This is a genomic window from Colwellia sp. MEBiC06753 (assembly GCF_053470325.1).
The window spans coordinates 1-18717 of the sequence record NZ_JBQMTM010000027.1 but is presented as its reverse complement, the minus strand read 5'-3'; the positions used below and the strand labels follow the sequence as shown (position 1 = coordinate 18717).

The following is an 18717-nucleotide window of genomic DNA, read 5'->3' as shown; positions in this document are numbered from 1 at the left end:
CCTGCCGAGTTACAGTTGCTTGTAAATCGCACCATCTTTCATCACGAAATTAACTTGCTCAAGTGTTGAAATATCGGTTAATGGATTAGCATTTACCGCAATTATATCGGCAAACATGCCAGGTTTAATTTGCCCAACTTTGTCTTGCCAATTAAGCAGTGCTGCTGAATTCATTGTGGCCGCCTGTAACGCTTGCAACGGTGTCATACCAAAGCGTGTCATTCGATTTAATTGCTTAGCATTGTCGCCATGCGGATAAATACCGGCATCAGAGCCCAATACCATTTTAGCGCCGGCTTTTACCGCGGCAGTAAAACTTTCACGCTGACGGGTACCTACGAGCTTTTCTTTATCAATATTTTCTTGTGGCACACCATTTTTTACCCCTTCACTTAAGGTGTATTCGGTGTTGTAAATATCCATTGATAATACCGTACCATGCTTTATTGCTAATTTAATCGCATCTTTGGTTAAATAACTCGCATGCTCAATCGAGTCAACCCCAGCTTTGATGGCAAATTCAATACCCTCAGTGCCGTGTGCATGGGCTGCAACCGTGCGACCATGAGTATGTGCTTCATCAATAATTGCCTGCATTTCTTCAAAGGTATATTGGCGCTGGCCAACTTTAGTGCCTTTAGAGAATACCCCACCAGTGGCGCAAAACTTAATTAAGTCCACTTGATACTTAACATTTTCACGCACTTGTTGACGTACTTGCCAAGGACCATCGGCAACACCATCCGACTTTTCTTCAAAGCTATGATTAAGCGCATTACTATCACAATGACCACCGGTGATACCAAGTGAAGGACCTGATACCGCCATGCGTGGACCAGGCACTTCACCCGCATTAATGGCATTACGTAATGCCACATCTTGAAAATCTGCCGCGCCAACGTTACGAATGGTGGTAAAGCCTGCTAGCAATGTGCGCTCAGCATTCACCACACCGCCAATCACTGCTCGATGTGGAGATTGAAAATATCCGTCATAAAAAGATTTAGATAAATTGCGCACGACATGAGTGTGCATATCCATTAACCCAGGCAATACATATTGATTCGACAAATCAATTTGTTTGGCATCTGGCGCAGGGTTTTTATCAGTAATTTTGACGATTTTATTATCATCAATAAGAATAAATTGGTTTTGACTGACCTTGCCAGAGGCAACATCAATTAGATAGCCGGCATTAATGACTTGTTGTTCGCCATGAACTGATAAACTTGCAAGTAAAGCTGCGCCAGCTGCTAAAGTTCTTGTTATTTTTTTCATCATTTCTCTTCCAAATAAAAAGGCACCAATACTTATTTAAGGTGCCTTTTTAGCAAGGTTTAACCTAACGTTAATTACAATTCAAACAAGTAATTAAAGCGAATACCTACAGTACGAGGTTTGGTAATAAAGTGACCATATACACGCTCAATTTCAGGCAAGTTCTTATTTTGATCTTCAAAACGAGCCATGCCCGCCCAAGACTTGTCTCGACGGTTCGCGGTAAACGCATATTTATCAAACATGTTATCAATGTAGAACGTAGCTGACCACTGATCGCCTGATAACTTAGCAGCAATATTACTTAAGGCATAACCTGGTAAGGTTTCACCGTCAGCCTTTAACCCTACTTTAGTGATCAAATCACTTTGCGCGGTTAGACCGTAAGTAATGTTTAGCATTTTGTCACCAAATACTTCAGTTTCATAATCAATGCCCATAGAGAATTGTTGCTCTGGTGCACCTGGTAAACGATCACCATCTTCACCGTCATAGAAGTTTTGCAGCTCGCTTCCCTGATCGCCTTTAACACCAAATAAGTAAGGCGCGTCAGAAGTTAACTCTGCTTTAGCGTATGAATAAGTTGCATAAGCAATCACCCCAGAAGTTACGACTCCGCGCACCGATAATTCAACGCCGGTAGAGTTAGCTTTACCCGCATTAGCAGTAATGATTTCTTGACCATTGACCGTTGTTGCCTGAATTTGTGCATCTTCCCAGTCAACGCTAAATAAAGCACCGTTTACATGTAACTTGTTGTTAAACCAAGAGCTCTTAACACCAATTTCATAGTTAGTGGTTTTATCTGGTTGGTAATCCATTTCATTCGGCAACGCACACACTTGAATTGAGCCATCGTCAGGACAAGGTACTAGGCCATTGGAACCACCAATACGGTAACCTTCACTAACCGTGAAATAAGTTAATAACTCATCACTGTATTGGTAACTCGCATTAAATTTCAGCAAATTACCATCATCTTTGGCTTTGCTTGTTGAACGCTCTATTTCATCGATAGAACTGATCTCACCATTGTAAAATGGTGCGTGGTTACCTGAAGTTGATTTCACTTCATACTCATACAAACGTGCACCAGCAGTTAAACTAAGTTTGTCAGTGACTTGGTAACTTACTTCACCGAAAATTGCTGATTCTTCAAGTTTTTGTTTATTCAGCGCAACATACTCTAGATCATATTCAATGTTGGTGTATTGGCCGTCAAACCAGAAATCGGTTAAGCCCGGTGTATATTCGCGATCATCAGAAGATGACTCAAGCTTGTTATAGAAGTAGCCAACAATGTAGCTAAATGGCGAGTCAATAGTTGAAACTAAACGTAACTCTTGAGTAAATACATCATTATCGCCAGTATCTAAGGTATATGCAGTAAACGCTGGGTAATCAGCATAGCCACTCCAGATATCACCAAACAATAAATCCGTTTGGTCACGTTGACCTGATTGCTCATAGTCAGACCAACCTGATGCTGAGACTAACTCAGCAAAACCTAAATCTAACTCCATTTCTAAACTAAGTAGTTGATCTTCTTTTTTATTTGGTTCAACTACACGGTAGGCTGAATCATATTTACCAATAAATTCGCCCAATGGATTTTCTGCTGGCATAGAATTGTATTGAACAATTGAGTTACCGCCATTTTCTTGTTTTTGATAGAAGTAAGTTAACGTACCATCAAACCAATCAGTTGGTGCCCAACGAAGTGCAATGCGAGATGTGGTAATTTGCTCATCGTTAACATCATCAACACCACAAATATTTTGCGCGACCGCATCGCTATCATGCCAATCAGGATCTGGTAACGAGACGCCAGGCTCACATACTGCAGCGCTGTAATCGATAAAACCTGGAGTGTCGTAATAATTAACGTTCACACGGATTGCTAATTGCTCATCAATAATTGGCGTATTGAAAATAAAGCCAGCTTCGCCACCCATATCATCACTTTCTTTTAGCGAGAAAATATCGCCAGAAATTGAGCCTTCAGTAACGTCTAACTCAGGCTTATGTAACAAGTAACGAATCGCACCACCTAGCGTGCCTGCGCCATAAAGTGTACCTTGTGGCCCAATTAACACCTCAACACGCTCTACATCTTTTAAACGTAAATCAACAGTGAGTGGAATTTCGCCAACGTAAGTTGCAACCGTACCGCCATCAGAAATACGCTCAGACGAGTTAGTGTTTAGCCCTCGAACAATAATAGATGCGCCTTCTCGGCCACCTTGATCAGCAATACTTAAACCTGGCACCCAACGGGCTACATCTTCTGGGGCAGCAATGTTTTGATCTTTCATTACGTCGCCATCAAGTGCGGTAATGTTCATCGGTGCTTCTTGGACACTTGAAGCGCGGCGAGATCCTGTTACTTGAATACGTTCAATACCTTCTACAGCCGCATCATCTTGCGCCATAACAATCGTCGGTGCGCTGAAAATCGAGCTCAAGGCTAAACATAAGGCAGATTTTTTAAATAACTGCTGTCTGTGCGTTGTCATGTTATTCTCCTAAAAGTAAATTTTTATTCTTTATTTTTTGCCTTTTTGGCACTTTTTATTGTTATCACTGCAAAAAATTGCGGCTTTATAGAATTTTTATGCAACCTTTTCAAGTAAAAATTCAGATAAATACGCAAATACCGCTCTCGTTATTCCAACCGTTGAAAATTTATTCAAGGTTTGAAGAATAAACCATCTCCCCGTCAGAAAAATCGCTTGGCCAAAACTTTACCTTGGGCCATTAAACACTGGCCTTTGGCAAACACTTGTTCAATCGATAAGTCATCTTTATTTAACAAATTAATATCGGCATCAAACCCGACGTCAATTTGCCCCTTTCTCGGCAGTTTTAATAACCTTGCTGGCGATTGGCTAATACTGGCCAACGCATCACTCAGCGCGACATCATATTTACAAACCGCCTCGACCATGGCTTGATGCAAACTCGTTACTTGCCCTAACTGTAAATCGGTTAACCTGCCTTGATCATCAAATAACGGTAAACTGGCATTGCCGTCTGAGCTCATGGTTAATTGTGAAATGGGCACACCTGCATCTAATGAAAGTTTAAGCGCTTGTGCTGCGGGTAACTCACCCGCTGCCAATATTTGTTCATTCGTGCTGGTGGTAAAATCAATCGTGCCCCCCAGCAGAGCAAAGGCAATACCTTGCGCTAATAGATCGGCATGGCGATTAATATGAGTCGGATAAAATTGATTGAGTGGTATATCTGTTAGCTCTGCCACTTGATGCAAAAGCGCTAAGCCCGATGGCTCATCACCAACGTGCACACTAACAATTCCCGCCTTACCCGCTAACATACCACCTACTCTTGATTCTGAGGCTAGTCGTGCCAGTTCATGCACGTTTAGTTGTGAGCCGCGATGATCGCTAATAGCCACTTCGCCAATACCAATAAACTTGTCAATTAACATAATATCTTTGGTGACAGATCCTGTTATTGTTACCGCCGGAATATGATAAGAGCCGGTATAGCAATAAACCGATAAACCTTGTGCTTCTAACTCACCGCTTTTAGCTAATAAATTTTCTAAACTACGCGTAATAGAGTCGGTTCCTAAAACCCCAACGACAGTAGTAACGCCACCTAAGGCTGCATCATCTATGGTCATTTCAGGTGTGCGTGTAGCATATCCACCTTCACCACCACCACCGGTAATATGAACCAGCGAGTCAACAAAGCCCGGCGCCATAATCAAGCCACTGCCATCAATAACGTCAACCCCTTGTTGGGCAAAACACGTTAAATCAGGTGCAATCGCGGTAATTTTTCCACCAGCTATCAATACGTCATTGATCCCGAGTGGCTGAGGAGCATAAATATCTACCTGCTTAAATAACTTCATGGTTGATTCCATTAAATAGTGTTCCTGTTAGCTGAACTACTGATAGTTAGTGAGTACAGCAAAGACAATAAATGCACTGGCTACTGCCATCAGCAGCAGCAAAAATCGTCCGATAAATTTTGCCCACACCAGCCACTCTATGCGAGCCACACCGAGACAGCCAATTAAAGAAGCTGATGTAGGAATAATTAAATTAGTGAGGCCATCACCTAGTTGAAATGCCAAAACTGCCACTTGCCGACTAACCCCGACCAAATCACTTAACGGCGCCATAAGCGGCATAGTCAGGGCAGCTTGACCTGAGCCTGAGGCAATAAAAAAATTAAAGATTGATTGGAATACAAACATCAATAATGCTGAAAACATCGCAGGCAACTCACCAATTAATGACGCTGCCCCATGTAGAAGTGTATTTAACACCGAAGGCTCATTTGCTTGATCGCCCCCTAATATAATGACAATGCCTTTAGCCATGCCAACAATCATCGCCGCTGGTAGTAGCTCTTTTGCGCCATGTTTAAAGGCGTCAGCCACTTGATTAACGGTAAGACGGTTACTAATCACCGCGAGGATGCCAACAACTATACCTATGGTAAAAAACTGACTGGCTATTTCCGGAATATAATAGCCCCTTGCAATAACCCCCCAAATTACCCAGCAAATCCCAGCGAAAAAACTTATTAAAATGGCGCTATCAACAATGCTAAACTCACCTGCAATCGCAACAGTACCTGACTGCTTATATGCCTTATCGACATGATAATTAGGCGATAACTGCGGTTGTGCTTTAATTTTGTTCGCGTAGCGCATGGTAAATACAACACCTAAGGTTGTGAACACCAACCAAATAATCACTCTTAATTCTAATCCCGACAATAACGGGATATTGGCTATTCCTTGGGCAATGGCGACGCTAAACGGGTTCATCCAAGACGCGGCAAAACCAATTTGTGTGGCAACATAAGTCACCAATACCGTGGTAATTGCGTCATAACCAATCGCTAGCATCAGCGGCAACAGTACAATGCAAAAAGCTATAGCTTCTTCGCCCATGCCAAAAACGGCACCACCTAAAGAAAAAAGGCTAAATAAGATGGGGATAAACAATTGCTCTAAGCGCTGGGTTTGAGTGATCAGTGCTAACACGCCATTATCAATAGCGCCGGTTTTCATGACGATGCCAAACGCCCCGCCGGTTAATATAATAAACATCATTACACCAACTGCCGAGCCCCACTTGTTACCTGAAACCATGCCCTCGAAAGCAAAATTGAGAAAGCCAATACCACCGCCGTCTGCAAATAATGGTACCCCTTGATAATCGTCCACTTGTTGAAAGCTGTCGGCGACTAATACTGTTTTACCTGTCATAGGCTCGGTCACGATATCGAACTTACCTGCGGGCACAATATGTGTTGCTATAGCCGCGATAAGCACCACAAAAAATAAAATGATAAAGGCATCAGGCATCGATTTTTCAGCAGACTTTATCGGTTTTTCACTCATCATATTCGCTCAATTACTCTTAGGTATTACTGTTGGGTATTACTATTGTTTTTCGCTTTAACAAAAATAAAAAATCGACAATAAAAATCATAAATAAAAAAATTGGCTGAAAGGTGTTTTAGTTTTCCAATCAGCCAATAACAACCTATTTAAATAAAATAAGTTACAGGGAGCTGAAAGCCGATTATTTACAATGATTTTTATTATTTTAGATGCTAAACCGCCGAAAAACGGCAAATACATCATCGATAAAATACGTTAGTTTTTTTGCTAATGAGGCGGTAGTTTAAAAAATACCTCTCGAAACAATCACTTGCTCCAAGGTTTATTCGTCAAACCACTCCGAAAGGTAGTAGTTTTGATAAGAATATGTTGTCAGCGAAAAGGCTTTCTTGTACATATATAAAACGCTTATCTCAAAACTTATTAGATGATAGCCTGTTGAGCAAAGCTCTACATTGCTAAGTTAAATATCATGCTTGTTGGCGCAAGCACAATTTCGTTGTCTTTTTAAAGAAATACTCTGGTTAGAAATTCTTGTCAATAACAAATTGCAGTTTTTTTCACCAACAACTGATTTAATTAGGTAAAATAAAATGACAATAAAATGCGCCAACTTAGTGACTAAGTTGCTGCTATTTGCAGCTATCTCTCCACTTTCTCTAGCGAACACTCTTGTTTCGACTACAAACGCTAATCACCATTTAACTACCGAATTAACTACCGAAAAGTTCAGCACGCTTTTTCTTGTCGGTGGCGGATTAAAAACCTGCTCGTCAGTAGCTCCATTGCAATGCATCGAAGACAAGCACGTCACAACTGATACAGTAAAACAATCACCGATTTACCAAGTAACCGACGCCAATATTAAGTTACTAGAAAGTAACTGGCCTAAAGAGCGTTTGGCCAATCAACGGCAACGGGTTATCGCATTGTTGCAAAAATTAGTTATCTCAACCAAAGGCCAGTCGCTAACCAAAGCACAGTTAAAACAGCACTGGCACTCGCTGACGGACAGCACTATTGTCAACCAACTTGCTGATAACGAATATTTCTTAATGTTAGATGCGCTAGAAGTTGGACAATTTAATCAACGCGGCCATCGACTTAAAGAACAAGTTGCACTAAAAGCCAGCACCAACCCACATACGGTCGAAATTTTTCAAAGGTTTACCGAATTGGCCAATAAAATTCAGCAGAACAAGTCATTAACCCATTCCTTTGAATTGCCTCACATCTTGGTAGTTACCGCGTCTGCTCGAGATCCATATGAAGCGGTAGATTTCTATCAACAAGTCTTTGAACAAACCAATGCTAAGGTCACTTGGCTACCAATTGATGCAGCGTTAAATAATTTATGGCAAGACATAGGGCACTCTCCAACAGCTTGTAATGAACTTTCAAACTATCAAGCGACTATTTTAAGCACTATTAAACGTAAAATTACCTACCCAGATCTCTATCAACATCAATTCACCATGTGCCAAAACCCTGAGGAGTTTATTCGCTTAATTAATAGCGCTGACGGTATTTTTATCAATGGTGGTGACCAATCACTTACCAGGCAGGCCTTTATTCTTAATGGTGGTGAAGACAATGCAGTATTAACTGCAATTAAAAAGCAATTAACAACAGGTAAGCTAATTGTTGGCGGAACTAGTGCCGGTACGGCAGTGATGTCGGGTGGTTTTTATCTATCTCATCAAACACCAATGATAACTAATGGTACCAGTGAAACGGCGCTAGTTCGCGGCAGTAAAAAAGACCTTTTACCCAGTAGTGGCTGCCATCGAGCGAACCTTTGTTCGCCAAATGTGTTAAACGACGATCTGACCTATCACAGCAAGGGCGGCATAGGCCTTTTCCCTTGGGGAGTATTAGATACCCATTTCTCTGAACGTGGCCGACAAGGACGGCTAGCACAATTGCTATTAGATACTGGCAGCCAATTTGGCTTTGGTATTGATGAAGCAACAGCGTTAATCGTTAAAAGCCGTCCTGTAAGTGACTATGCGGGAAATAATGATAATTCACCACTGACAATGGAGGTACTTGGTGAGCATGGTGTGTTTATTATCGAAAATCCGAAAAAAGCTAATGAGAAACAAGTCGTTACCCACTATTTACACCAAGGAGACAAAGCAGAGCTAATCAAAAACCAGCTCAACATTGACTTAGTTGGTCAGCCCATATCGAATAACAGCCAACTCATTAAAAAAGCAGCAAATAACAAAAAAATATTTAACGATATTTTTGTCAGCAACCATTATAAACAAGCCATTAATACACTGTGTCTGTCAGTAGACAAAAAGCTGAACGCACGCAGCCAATGGCAAAATAACCAAACCAATATTGAATTAACGAAAGCTGAAAATTGGCAAGCAGCCGAAATTCTCGACCGAACATCATCGTCACAACAAGTGAATTGTAGTTATGCAAATTTAGTTTTTTCTGTGCAAGATGCGATTGATTCTGATAACTTTTAGCTAAACAGATAGCAGTTAACTAACTGATCGCTTAAGGAAGATTTATGGTTGGTCGCAATATTTTGCGAGTTGCTTGGTTAGTACCTTTGTTAGTGCCCTTGTTTGTATTGAGTGTAAGCGGCCTGTTCCCCGTTTGGGCACAAGAGTCCACCATACGTATCCCCAAACCACGAACAAGTTTTGATATTTCTCACGATTATCATGTGCAATTATTAAAACTGGCGTTGACCGCCGCTGATCCACAGTGGGCTAAAAACGTTAAATTAGTGTCGGTTACAGAAATGGTGCAAGGGCGAGCAGAGGCCGAATTAATCAAAGGTAAATTAATCGATATCTATTGGCTAGGCGCGCATAGCGAGCGTGATTCACGCTTAATCGCGATTAAAGTACCAACATCAAAAGGTTTGATTGGCTTTCGAAAATTTATTGTAACCAAAGCCTCAAAAGACAAAATTGCCAACATAAACCATATTGAACAGTTGCAAAAGCTTATTGCCTGCCAAGGAAGTCACTGGCCAGATACCGAAATCCTTAATCATAATAAAATACCGGTAACTACCAGCCCTGTATTTAGCCAACTATTTGAAATGCTTGATAAAGGCCGATGTGATTATTTTCCTAGAGGCTATCATGATGCTGATCGTGAAGTCGTAAGTTTAGCCAGCCAATACCCTGATTTGGTTAGTAGTGAAGCGCTCTATTTTTATTACCCGTTTGCCATTTATTTTTATACGGGAAAACAAAATCAAGCGCTTGCCAATAGACTTGCCAAAGGCATGGAAATTATTGCCAACAATGGCTTGTTGCAAAAACATATTGAGTCACATCCGCTCACCGCACATATTTTCCCTCTGTTTAAACAACAGCAAGCTAAGGTTATTGTGCTAAACAACCCTTTAATGCCCAGCAATAGTCAATTAAATAATGCCGACTATTTTTTCCAACTTAACCAATTCAACTTTAAACAACTTAACTAACTTCAGATTAACAAGCCAATTAACTAGTAAATTCAGTAACTAATTCGGTAGTAAACACATTAGATTCGTACGGCAATATTACTCGATGATGAGCTTATCAAATAGCTCTATGGTGACCAATTCGCCTTTGGCAACATTACCTTGTTCTTGCGCTAAAATAATAAAGCAGTTTGCTTTAGTTATACTTGAGAGTATTCCTGAACCTTGAGACCCAGTAGATGTAACCACTAACTCACCTGATGAACTTAGCTGCCAAATACCACGTTGAAAATCTTGCCGACCTGAAGCTTTTTTTAGCGGCGTTTGTGTTTTCGCCTGTAAGCTAATTCGATTAGGTAACTCTCGCCCCTGCATTTTACAAAGCGCCGGCACCACCAATTGATAAAAAGTGACAAAAGCAGATACGGGGTTACCCGGTAATCCAAAAAACTGACTATCTGCTAGCTGACCAAACGCAAAAGGCTTCCCTGGCTTCATCGCTATTTTCCAAAAACCAATTTCCCCTAACTCTTCCAATACTGTTTTTGTGTAATCCGCTTCACCAACTGAAACACCACCACTTGAAATAACAACATCCGCTTGCTGGTTTGCCACTTTAAAAGCCTGACTAATCTGAGTTTTATCATCTGGAATTACCCCCAAATCAATTACCTCAAACGACAACTTTTTTAGCATTGCCGAAAGAAAATAACGATTGCTTTCATAAATTTCACCGTCAGCAAGTGCTTGGCCTGGCTGTTTTAATTCATCACCGGTAGCAATAAGGGCTACGGTTAGTTTTCTGACCACGTTAACATCTGGAATTCCAATAGATGCCAGCGTGCCAATATTGGCGGGAGTTAATACGGTTCCAGCCTCAATTAACACTTGCCCTTGGCGAATATCTTCTCCACACCGACGAACATGTTGACCTCCCCGCACGGGTTGCAGCAAACGAACCTGCTCTAGCGAGACTTCTGTATTTTCTTGCATTTCAACACTGTCACAACCCAATGGTAATTTTGCGCCCGTCATAATGCGTACACACTGCCCCTTATCGACAATGCCTTGATAAGGATTACCGGCAAATGCTTTACCAACAAGCGTTAACTCGCTATTAGCTATAAGACCTTGGCTGTTAAATGCGTAGCCATCCATTGCTGAATTATCGTGAGGCGGCACATTTACCGGGCTAATAACGGCTTCTGCCAATGTCCGGCCACATGCTTGCTCGATAGCAATTGTTTCATTTGCAACAAGGGAGGAAATATTATCAAGAATAATGTTTTTAGCCTGTTCAAACTTAAGTAAACCCGGCTGGCTGAAACAATGAGTCATAAAATGCCTTTTATAGTGAAAATTTCTTGGCCTAATTGCCAATATACTGGCTTTTTCCGCTAGTTAACAATCAGTTCAGTCTTGTAGTTTAGTAAATACTTGTTATGCTTTAAACAAGATATAAATTCGCCGAGCTTATCTACCCTACGTTTTGCCTTAACACGGTTTAAATAGTGCAAAATATGGTTGCTAAGCCGTAGCTCATAGAGTTGCCAGGGTTAACAAGGAAACGCGTTGGCCTCCCGCATTTGGAAAGGTGAGATGTTACAAGACGCTTTTGGCCGCAGGTTTAACTACCTGAGGTTATCAATTACTGACGTATGCAACTTTCGTTGTCAATACTGCCTACCTGATGGTTACCAATGTGATCATGATCGGCAATTTCTTACCTTGACTGAAATTCAAAAAATTGCCGAAGTCTTTGCCTATCTTGGCACCAAAAAAATCAGAATTACTGGCGGTGAGCCTTCATTACGAAAAGATCTGCCAGCAATAATTGCCGCCTGTAAACAAACGAAGGGTATTGAGCAAGTAGCCATTACCACCAATGGCTATAAATTACCTAGCCAACTTCCACTGTGGCTGGATGCTGGACTTGATGCGTTAAATATCAGTATTGATAGTTTAGATCCTAAACAGTTTCAGTTAATTACCGGTCACGATAAGTTACAAACCATTCTTGATGGTATTGAACGAGCACAGCAATACCCTGAACTCAAAATAAAAATTAATACAGTGTTAATGAAGCGCTTTAATTTAGAGCAACTTTCCCAGTTTTTAGCTTGGGTTAAAGTAACTCCCGTTTCACTGCGGTTTATTGAACTAATGCAAACCGGTGACAATACACATTTTTTTGAGCAACAGCATGTTAGCGGCGAGTTTATCAAACAGCAGCTATTGCAAGATGACTGGCAGGCAGTGATCAAAGAAAGTACCGCTGGTCCTGCGCAAGAATTTTTTCATCCAGATTATGCTGGCCGAATCGGTTTAATCATGCCTTACAGCAAAGATTTTTGTCACAGTTGCAATCGCTTACGAGTAAGCTCGCTAGCTAAATTGCATTTGTGTTTATTTGCCGAGCAAGGCCATGAGCTGCGACCACTACTACAACAGTCAACCCAAGAAGTAGCGGAAGCCATTACTGCGTTATTAGGCGATAAAAAAGTCAGCCACTTTCTGCAAGACAGGTTAACTGGCGCCACTAAGCATTTATCAATGTTAGGAGGATAATTGGCGTGAATCATGGCTGCATAGGCATAGTGTTAGCGGGTGGACGTTCCAGTCGAATGGGCACGAATAAAGCGTTACTTAAGCACAACAACCAAACCATGCTGGAATTTTCTAAATCACTATTAGAAAAAGCTGGCGTTGACCAAATTCTTGTTAGCGGCGAGGCACTAGCCGATACAAAAGTTATCGCCGATATACAGCCACATTTGGGGCCAGTTGGTGGTATCTACAGTGTATTTAATCAGCAAGTGGTGAAAGCAGCATTGATCATTCCAGTAGATTTACCGCTAATGACCGTTGATGTATTGAAGCAATTAAAGCAAGCCGGACAATTACTAAATAAAGCCGTTGCTTTTAATGATCATAGTTTGCCGCTGTATCTACCCAATACCGCTTATAGTGAGCTGTTTTTTAATCAAGCATTCAAGGCAAATCAGAGTAATGGCAAGGGCCCGTCGATAAAAGCCTTACTCAGCCAAGTGCCATTTCAAAACATAGTTTGCAGCGCCCCTAAAACGCTCACTAATGCCAATACCCCTGAACAGTGGCAACACATACAATCTCAATTAAATTCGCCCATTAGGAGCAAATAATGGCAAAAGCGAGCCTAGATAATTTTATTCCGTTAAATATTGCCGTATTAACGGTTTCTGATACCCGCGATGAAGCAACTGACACCTCGGGGCAAACCTTGGTTGAACGGGTTGGCCAAGCAGGCCATCAAGTTATTGACAAAATGATAGTCAAAGATGACGTTTATCAGCTGCGCGCCATCGTGTCAAAATGGATCGCCAGTGATAATGTTCAAGTAATATTAACAACTGGTGGCACTGGCTTTACCGCTAGAGACAATACGCCTGAAGCCTTGTTGCCATTATTTGATAAGAATATAGAAGGTTTTGGTGAAACTTTCCGCCATATTTCACTAGGTGAAATAGGCACCTCAACAATTCAGTCAAGAGCACTAGCTGGCATGGCAAATGGCACGGTCATATTTTGTATGCCTGGCTCAACCAATGCCTGTAAAACAGCGTGGGATAAAATTATTCAACAACAATTAGATGCCAGTCATAAACCGTGCAATTTTGCCCCGCACTTGAAGCTGATTAACCCCAATTGCCCAACTCGAGGTTAACTAATGAGCAATACCACGCTTTCTCACCTAAATGCTCAAGGTGAAGCCAATATGGTGGATGTCACCAACAAAGCCATTACCCAGCGACAAGCCGTAGCGCAAGGCTTTATCACTATGTCGGCAAAAACGCTGGCAATGATCACTGAGGGCCAACATAAAAAAGGTGATGTCTTTGCCGTTGCCCGTATTGCCGGAATTCAAGCAGCGAAAAAATGTGGTGACTTAATTCCGTTATGTCATCCGTTAATGCTCACCCAAGTACAAGTCGATTTTGAGCCGCAACCTGAGCTTAGTCGCGTAAAAGTCACTAGCCTTTGTAAATTATCAGGGCAAACCGGTGTTGAAATGGAAGCCTTAACCGCGGTATCTGTCGCCTGCTTAACACTATTCGATATGTGTAAAGCGGTAGATCCAGCAATGATCATTAACGACATAGGCGTATTATCAAAAAACGGCGGCAAAAACGGACACTGGGAGCGCAGCCAATCATGTTAACGGTATTATTCTTTGCTCGCCTGCGAGAACAGCTGGGTCAAGAAAAAGTGTCTATTGAGCTCAACAACCAAACTATTACCATTAGCCAATTAACTGAACGTTTAATTGCTGACCATCCCCAGTGGCAAAAATACTTAACCGATCGCAATGTGCTAGTGGCAATTAATCAATCGATTGCCTGTGCAGACGATACCGTTAGTGCAAGTGATGAAGTAGCTTTTTTCCCGCCGGTGACTGGAGGTTAATTGTGATCTGCGTCAACGAACACGATTTTAATATTGCTGACGAAATTGATCGTTTAACTAACGGTAATACACAAGATGGTGCGGTGGTCACTTTTAGTGGCCGAGTGCGAGAGCGCAATGATAACTGCCTAGTGACTGGGTTATTTCTGGAGCACTACCCAGCAATGACCGAGAAGCTCCTCTCAAGCATTGTTGAGCAAGCGCGCCATAACTGGCAACTAAACCGCATCAGTGTCATTCATCGCGTTGGTCAACTGCAAGTAGGCGATAATATTGTTTTTGTGGGTGTTACTAGCCCTCACCGGGGTGACGCCTTTGCCGCAGCAGAATTTATTATGGACTATTTAAAGGTCAAAGCGCCGTTTTGGAAAAAAGAAACTCGGGCAGAGGGCGATATCTGGGTAGACGCCAAAACACAAGACCAACAAAAAGCAGCAGCTTGGGACTAAGGCTTGGGACTAAGCATGCTAGCCAAACAAATTAATACTTTTAGTAAACACTTCAACACTTTACTGATTAGGGTGTGTGTAACTTTACTTTTATTATTTTGTGCGTTTTTTAATGCGTTAGCCAGTGCAGAATCTCTCCAAGCGATTACTCTTCGAGTAGCAGTTGCTAGTAACTTTGTTAACACTGCCAAAGCCTTAACGACTGAATTTGAACAGAATCATCAGGTCAAACTGCAATGGATAAGCGGTGCAACGGGAACATTATTCCAGCAAATTAGCCATGGCGCGCCGTTCGACGTATTTTTCGCAGCAGATAAGTTGCACCCAATAAAATTAGCACAACAAGGGTTGCTAGTATCCAACTCTGTTAATCCATATACCATCGGCCAGTTAAGTATTGCCGCGCCCAACATGGCGAGCCTATCATTGCAAGAATTGCCCCAACTACTGACTAAGGCTAAGCGTATAGCAATTGCTAATCCGAGAACCGCACCTTATGGCAAAGTCGCAAAATTATGGCTACAGAACAATCAATTGTGGAATGAAGTTGTCGGCAAAACCATAGTCGGTAGCAATGTCGCCCAAACCTTTCAACAAACACGCTCTAAGGCTGTTGATTTCGGTTTTGTTGCCACAAGTCAAGTATTACAACTGCCTTTCGCTAGCAACATACTCACACTTGCCGCCCCTGAGATGCTCAGCCAATATGCTGGTGTTGTTAGTCGCAGTGAAAACCAATTACTGGCGACTGCGTTAATTGATTACTTTCGCTCACCACAAATACAAAGTCGATTGTCAACGATGGGCTATTTGCCCATACCAGAGCAAGACTCGACTGATTTAACCCAAACAATAAGCAAAAATTAATCATGACCGAATTAGACTGGCTCGCAACATTAACCACGTTAAAACTGGCCACGGTAACAACGATTATCTTATTAATATTAGGTACGCCATTAGCGTGGTGGTTAAGCCGTATACAAAGTAAATGGCGTATTGTAATCGAGGCACTAGTCGCTTTGCCTTTGGTATTACCGCCAACAGTATTAGGCTTTTATTTACTCATTGCCTTTTCGCCAACAGCCCTACCCGGAGAGGTTTGGCAAAGCATTACAGGTCAACAACTGGCTTTTAGTTTTCCTGCCATTGTTATTGGTTCAATATTCTATTCGCTACCTTTTGTTGTTCAACCACTGCAAAAAGCCTTTGAAGGCCTAAACCCGCAATTATTAGATAAAGCCAGCATGTTAGGTGCGAGCAAATTTGATCAATTTTTTTCAGTGGTACTCCCGTTAACCAAAGCCAACTTTATTATGGCCGCCACTTTAGGGTTTGCCCATACCATAGGTGAGTTTGGCGTAGTGCTAATGATTGGTGGCAGCATACCTGATGAAACTCGAGTACTGTCAATTGCTTTATTTGAGCATGTTGAAGCCTTTGACTATCAACATGCGCACCAACTGGCCTTTGGCTTGCTAATCACCTCAATGGTTGTGTTATCGCTAATTTATCTCCTTAACTTTAACCAACAAACTCAGCACGCCAAACGGATTAGAGTTTCAGGGCAAGTTAGCAAGCAGGAAATGCCATAATGACAACGCTAAGCCTTTCATTATCAGCCACGCTTGATAACTTTACCTTAGATATCACACAAGAGATTAACTTAAACGGCATAGTTGGACTGTTTGGTCATTCCGGCGCAGGCAAATCAAGCTTACTTAAAGCGATTGCAGGATTAAATGGTAATGTACACGGTGTAATTAAGTTTAATAATAAGCTATTTCAAGATAGCGCTAACTCATTACACCTAGCCTGCCAACAGCGAAAAGTTGTTGGCGTATTTCAGCAAGATTGTTTGTTTCCTCATTTATCGGTAAAAGACAATTTGATGTTTGGTCGTAAGCGCCTTGCTCAACCTAGGTTTGATGCCAAACAACTAATCGCTCAAACAGGATTAGAGCACCTACTACACAGAGATGTAGCTTCACTTTCAGGCGGTGAGCGTCAGCGCGTTGCCATAGCTCAAGCAATTTTAGCTGAGCCAGAATTACTGATACTAGATGAGCCTGTCACGGCGTTAGATAAGCAGAATAAATCGTTGTTACTGGCCATGATTAAGCAATTACACCAAGCGACACAGCTACCGATTTTATACGTCAGCCACGATATTCATGAGCACCAACAACTTTGTGATCAGCTATATGTAATGGCCTTAGGAAAAATTATTCACCATGGCGATATTTTCCAAGTAATTCACTATTTAACTAACAACGAACAAATCAATGCCCAGTGTTTAATCAATGCTAAAGGTTTAATTAACGCTAAATGCCAGCAACAACATAGTGACAATGGTTTAATTGCCTTAATTACCGACAATCAAAATCAGCTATTTACCACATTAAATAACCAACAGCCTATACCAGCAAATGGACGTTATCTCATCAGTGCAAGTGACATAAGCATCTGTACACAACCGCCTCACCACAGCTCTATTGTCAATCAAATTGCCGGAGTTATAACTCAGATAAAAACGTCACAGCATCAAACCCTACTAACCATAAATTGTCAGGGTGATGTATTTTTCTCAAACATTACAACCTACTCACTGAACCAACTTGGATTAACCTTGAACCAAAGCGTTTATATTCAGTTTAAGGCAAGTGCCGTGCGAGCTCTGGTCAACTAGAACAGATAATTCAGAATATACACAATTAAGCACATACATAATTAGGAACTTATATGTTATCAGCGCAAGAACATATTCGATACGGCCGCCAAATCCTGCTTAGCCAAATTGGCGAGCAAGGCCAATTAGCACTGCAGAATGCTAAAGTGTTAATTGTCGGTATTGGCGGCTTAGGCTGCCCTGTAAGCCTGTATTTGGCAAGCGCAGGTGTTGGTAAACTCATCTTATGTGATGGCGATACAGTTGAAGCTTCTAATTTGCAACGCCAAATTTTATTTAGCCCAAATGATATTGGTCAGAATAAAGCGCAAGTAGCTGCGGATTATTTAACCAAACAAAATCCGCTGATCGATATTGAAGTGCTTGATGAAGCATTAACTGGTGAGTTGGCAGAGCATTATTATCAAGACTTAGATTTAGTGATTGATTGCACCGATAGCCTAAGCAGCCGCTATCTACTCAATAGCTCTAGTTTTCAGTATCAAGTACCACTTGTCATTGGCGCAGCCACTGGCTTTGACGGGCAAATATTTTTTATCAATCCTAAACAGCAAAGCGCATGTTACGAATGCCTGATGCCGCAAACACCAGATAACAGTAACTATTCACAAGATAATTGCCAAACGCTTGGTATTTTAGGGCCTGTACTGGCAATTGTAGCTGGCATGCAATCGTTAATTGCAATTAAGTATTTAGCTAAGCTATCACCACCCACTGACCAATTACAGTTGTTCGACGGCGTTAGCCAGCAATGGCAGCAATTTAAGGTAAGTAAACAAGCAAGTTGCCCCGCTTGTCAGTCAAAGTAATTCACATAACTAAAGTCAAAATTAACGACAAAATTAACGGCGCCTGAACATTAGCAAACTAAATTAACAAACTAGGTTTTAAACGGCGAAATCGAAAAAGCCCACATAACGTGGTAATACCGATCAGTTAGGCATTTATTTACAGATCAATTGAACGATCTTCTGAGTATGTAAAAATCCGATAAACATTGTTTATCGGATTTTTTATGCTCGTTTCTCAA

17 protein-coding genes and 1 riboswitch are annotated in these 18717 nt (G+C 41.5%); of the genes, 12 read left to right on the top strand and 5 right to left on the bottom strand.

The window, feature by feature from the left end; translation table 11 throughout:
- Positions 1-9 precede the first annotated feature (9 nt).
- From ACOB82_RS16795 to yfcC, 4 genes are all read right to left on the bottom strand, one after another.
- A complete protein-coding gene (locus ACOB82_RS16795) occupies positions 10-1281 on the bottom strand; it encodes a Xaa-Pro dipeptidase (protein ID WP_448214151.1) in 1272 nt (423 codons plus the stop codon).
- Positions 1282-1352: 71 nt separating this feature from the next.
- Complete coding sequence (locus ACOB82_RS16790) at positions 1353-3794, bottom strand: TonB-dependent receptor (RefSeq protein ID WP_448214150.1); 2442 nt, start codon at positions 3792-3794, stop codon at positions 1353-1355.
- A 203-nt stretch (positions 3795-3997) separates the two neighbouring features.
- Entirely contained in the window at positions 3998-5161 is a 1164-nt protein-coding gene (gene iadA, locus ACOB82_RS16785; RefSeq protein WP_448214149.1) for a beta-aspartyl-peptidase, read from the bottom strand.
- Between the two features lie 36 nt (positions 5162-5197).
- A complete protein-coding gene (yfcC, locus tag ACOB82_RS16780) occupies positions 5198-6667 on the bottom strand; it encodes a putative basic amino acid antiporter YfcC (protein WP_448214175.1) in 1470 nt (489 codons plus the stop codon).
- A 596-nt stretch (positions 6668-7263) separates the two neighbouring features.
- On the opposite strand from yfcC, the gene ACOB82_RS16775 reads away from it, so the two are divergent.
- Positions 7264-9153, top strand: a complete 1890-nt coding sequence (locus ACOB82_RS16775) for a cyanophycinase (protein WP_448214148.1) — start codon at positions 7264-7266, stop codon at positions 9151-9153.
- 44 nt (positions 9154-9197) lie between these two features.
- On the top strand, positions 9198-10130 hold the full coding sequence (locus tag ACOB82_RS16770) for a hypothetical protein (protein ID WP_448214147.1): 933 nt from the start codon (positions 9198-9200) through the stop codon (positions 10128-10130).
- Positions 10131-10208: 78 nt separating this feature from the next.
- Here ACOB82_RS16770 and moeA read toward each other — a convergent pair whose 3' ends face one another.
- On the bottom strand, positions 10209-11447 hold the full coding sequence (gene moeA / locus ACOB82_RS16765) for a molybdopterin molybdotransferase MoeA (protein ID WP_448214146.1): 1239 nt from the start codon (positions 11445-11447) through the stop codon (positions 10209-10211).
- A gap of 115 nt (positions 11448-11562) precedes the next feature.
- A riboswitch (molybdenum cofactor riboswitch) is annotated at positions 11563-11722 on the top strand.
- Here moeA and moaA point away from each other — a divergent pair.
- The 10 genes from moaA (at position 11709) to ACOB82_RS16715 (ending at position 18496) form a co-directional block, all read left to right on the top strand.
- Positions 11709-12677 carry a GTP 3',8-cyclase MoaA gene (gene moaA, locus ACOB82_RS16760; protein ID WP_448214145.1) on the top strand — a complete coding sequence of 323 codons (969 nt, stop codon included), beginning with the start codon at positions 11709-11711 and terminating at the stop codon, positions 12675-12677. Its footprint overlaps the riboswitch before it by 14 nt.
- Before the next feature lie 5 nt (positions 12678-12682).
- Entirely contained in the window at positions 12683-13270 is a 588-nt protein-coding gene (gene mobA, locus ACOB82_RS16755) for a molybdenum cofactor guanylyltransferase (protein ID WP_448214144.1), read from the top strand.
- On the top strand, positions 13270-13812 hold the full coding sequence (gene moaB / locus ACOB82_RS16750) for a molybdenum cofactor biosynthesis protein B (protein WP_448214143.1): 543 nt from the start codon (positions 13270-13272) through the stop codon (positions 13810-13812). Before mobA ends, moaB begins: the two co-directional genes overlap by 1 nt.
- 3 nt (positions 13813-13815) lie before the next feature.
- A complete protein-coding gene (gene moaC, locus ACOB82_RS16745; RefSeq protein ID WP_448214142.1) occupies positions 13816-14307 on the top strand; it encodes a cyclic pyranopterin monophosphate synthase MoaC in 492 nt (163 codons plus the stop codon).
- Entirely contained in the window at positions 14301-14552 is a 252-nt protein-coding gene (moaD, locus tag ACOB82_RS16740; protein WP_448214141.1) for a molybdopterin converting factor subunit 1, read from the top strand. Before moaC ends, moaD begins: the two co-directional genes overlap by 7 nt.
- 2 nt (positions 14553-14554) lie before the next feature.
- A complete protein-coding gene (gene moaE, locus ACOB82_RS16735) occupies positions 14555-15001 on the top strand; it encodes a molybdopterin synthase catalytic subunit MoaE (RefSeq protein ID WP_448214140.1) in 447 nt (148 codons plus the stop codon).
- Positions 15002-15016: 15 nt separating this feature from the next.
- Positions 15017-15868 carry a molybdate ABC transporter substrate-binding protein gene (gene modA, locus ACOB82_RS16730; RefSeq protein WP_448214139.1) on the top strand — a complete coding sequence of 284 codons (852 nt, stop codon included), beginning with the start codon at positions 15017-15019 and terminating at the stop codon, positions 15866-15868.
- A gap of 2 nt (positions 15869-15870) precedes the next feature.
- Positions 15871-16593 (top strand): molybdate ABC transporter permease subunit, encoded by a 723-nt coding sequence (modB, locus tag ACOB82_RS16725; RefSeq protein ID WP_448214138.1) that lies wholly within the window; start codon positions 15871-15873, stop codon positions 16591-16593.
- Positions 16593-17687, top strand: a complete 1095-nt coding sequence (modC, locus tag ACOB82_RS16720) for a molybdenum ABC transporter ATP-binding protein (protein WP_448214137.1) — start codon at positions 16593-16595, stop codon at positions 17685-17687. The genes modB and modC overlap by 1 nt, the downstream gene beginning before the upstream one ends.
- A 53-nt stretch (positions 17688-17740) precedes the next feature.
- Positions 17741-18496 (top strand): HesA/MoeB/ThiF family protein, encoded by a 756-nt coding sequence (locus tag ACOB82_RS16715; protein ID WP_448214135.1) that lies wholly within the window; start codon positions 17741-17743, stop codon positions 18494-18496.
- Positions 18497-18717: the final 221 nt, after the last annotated feature.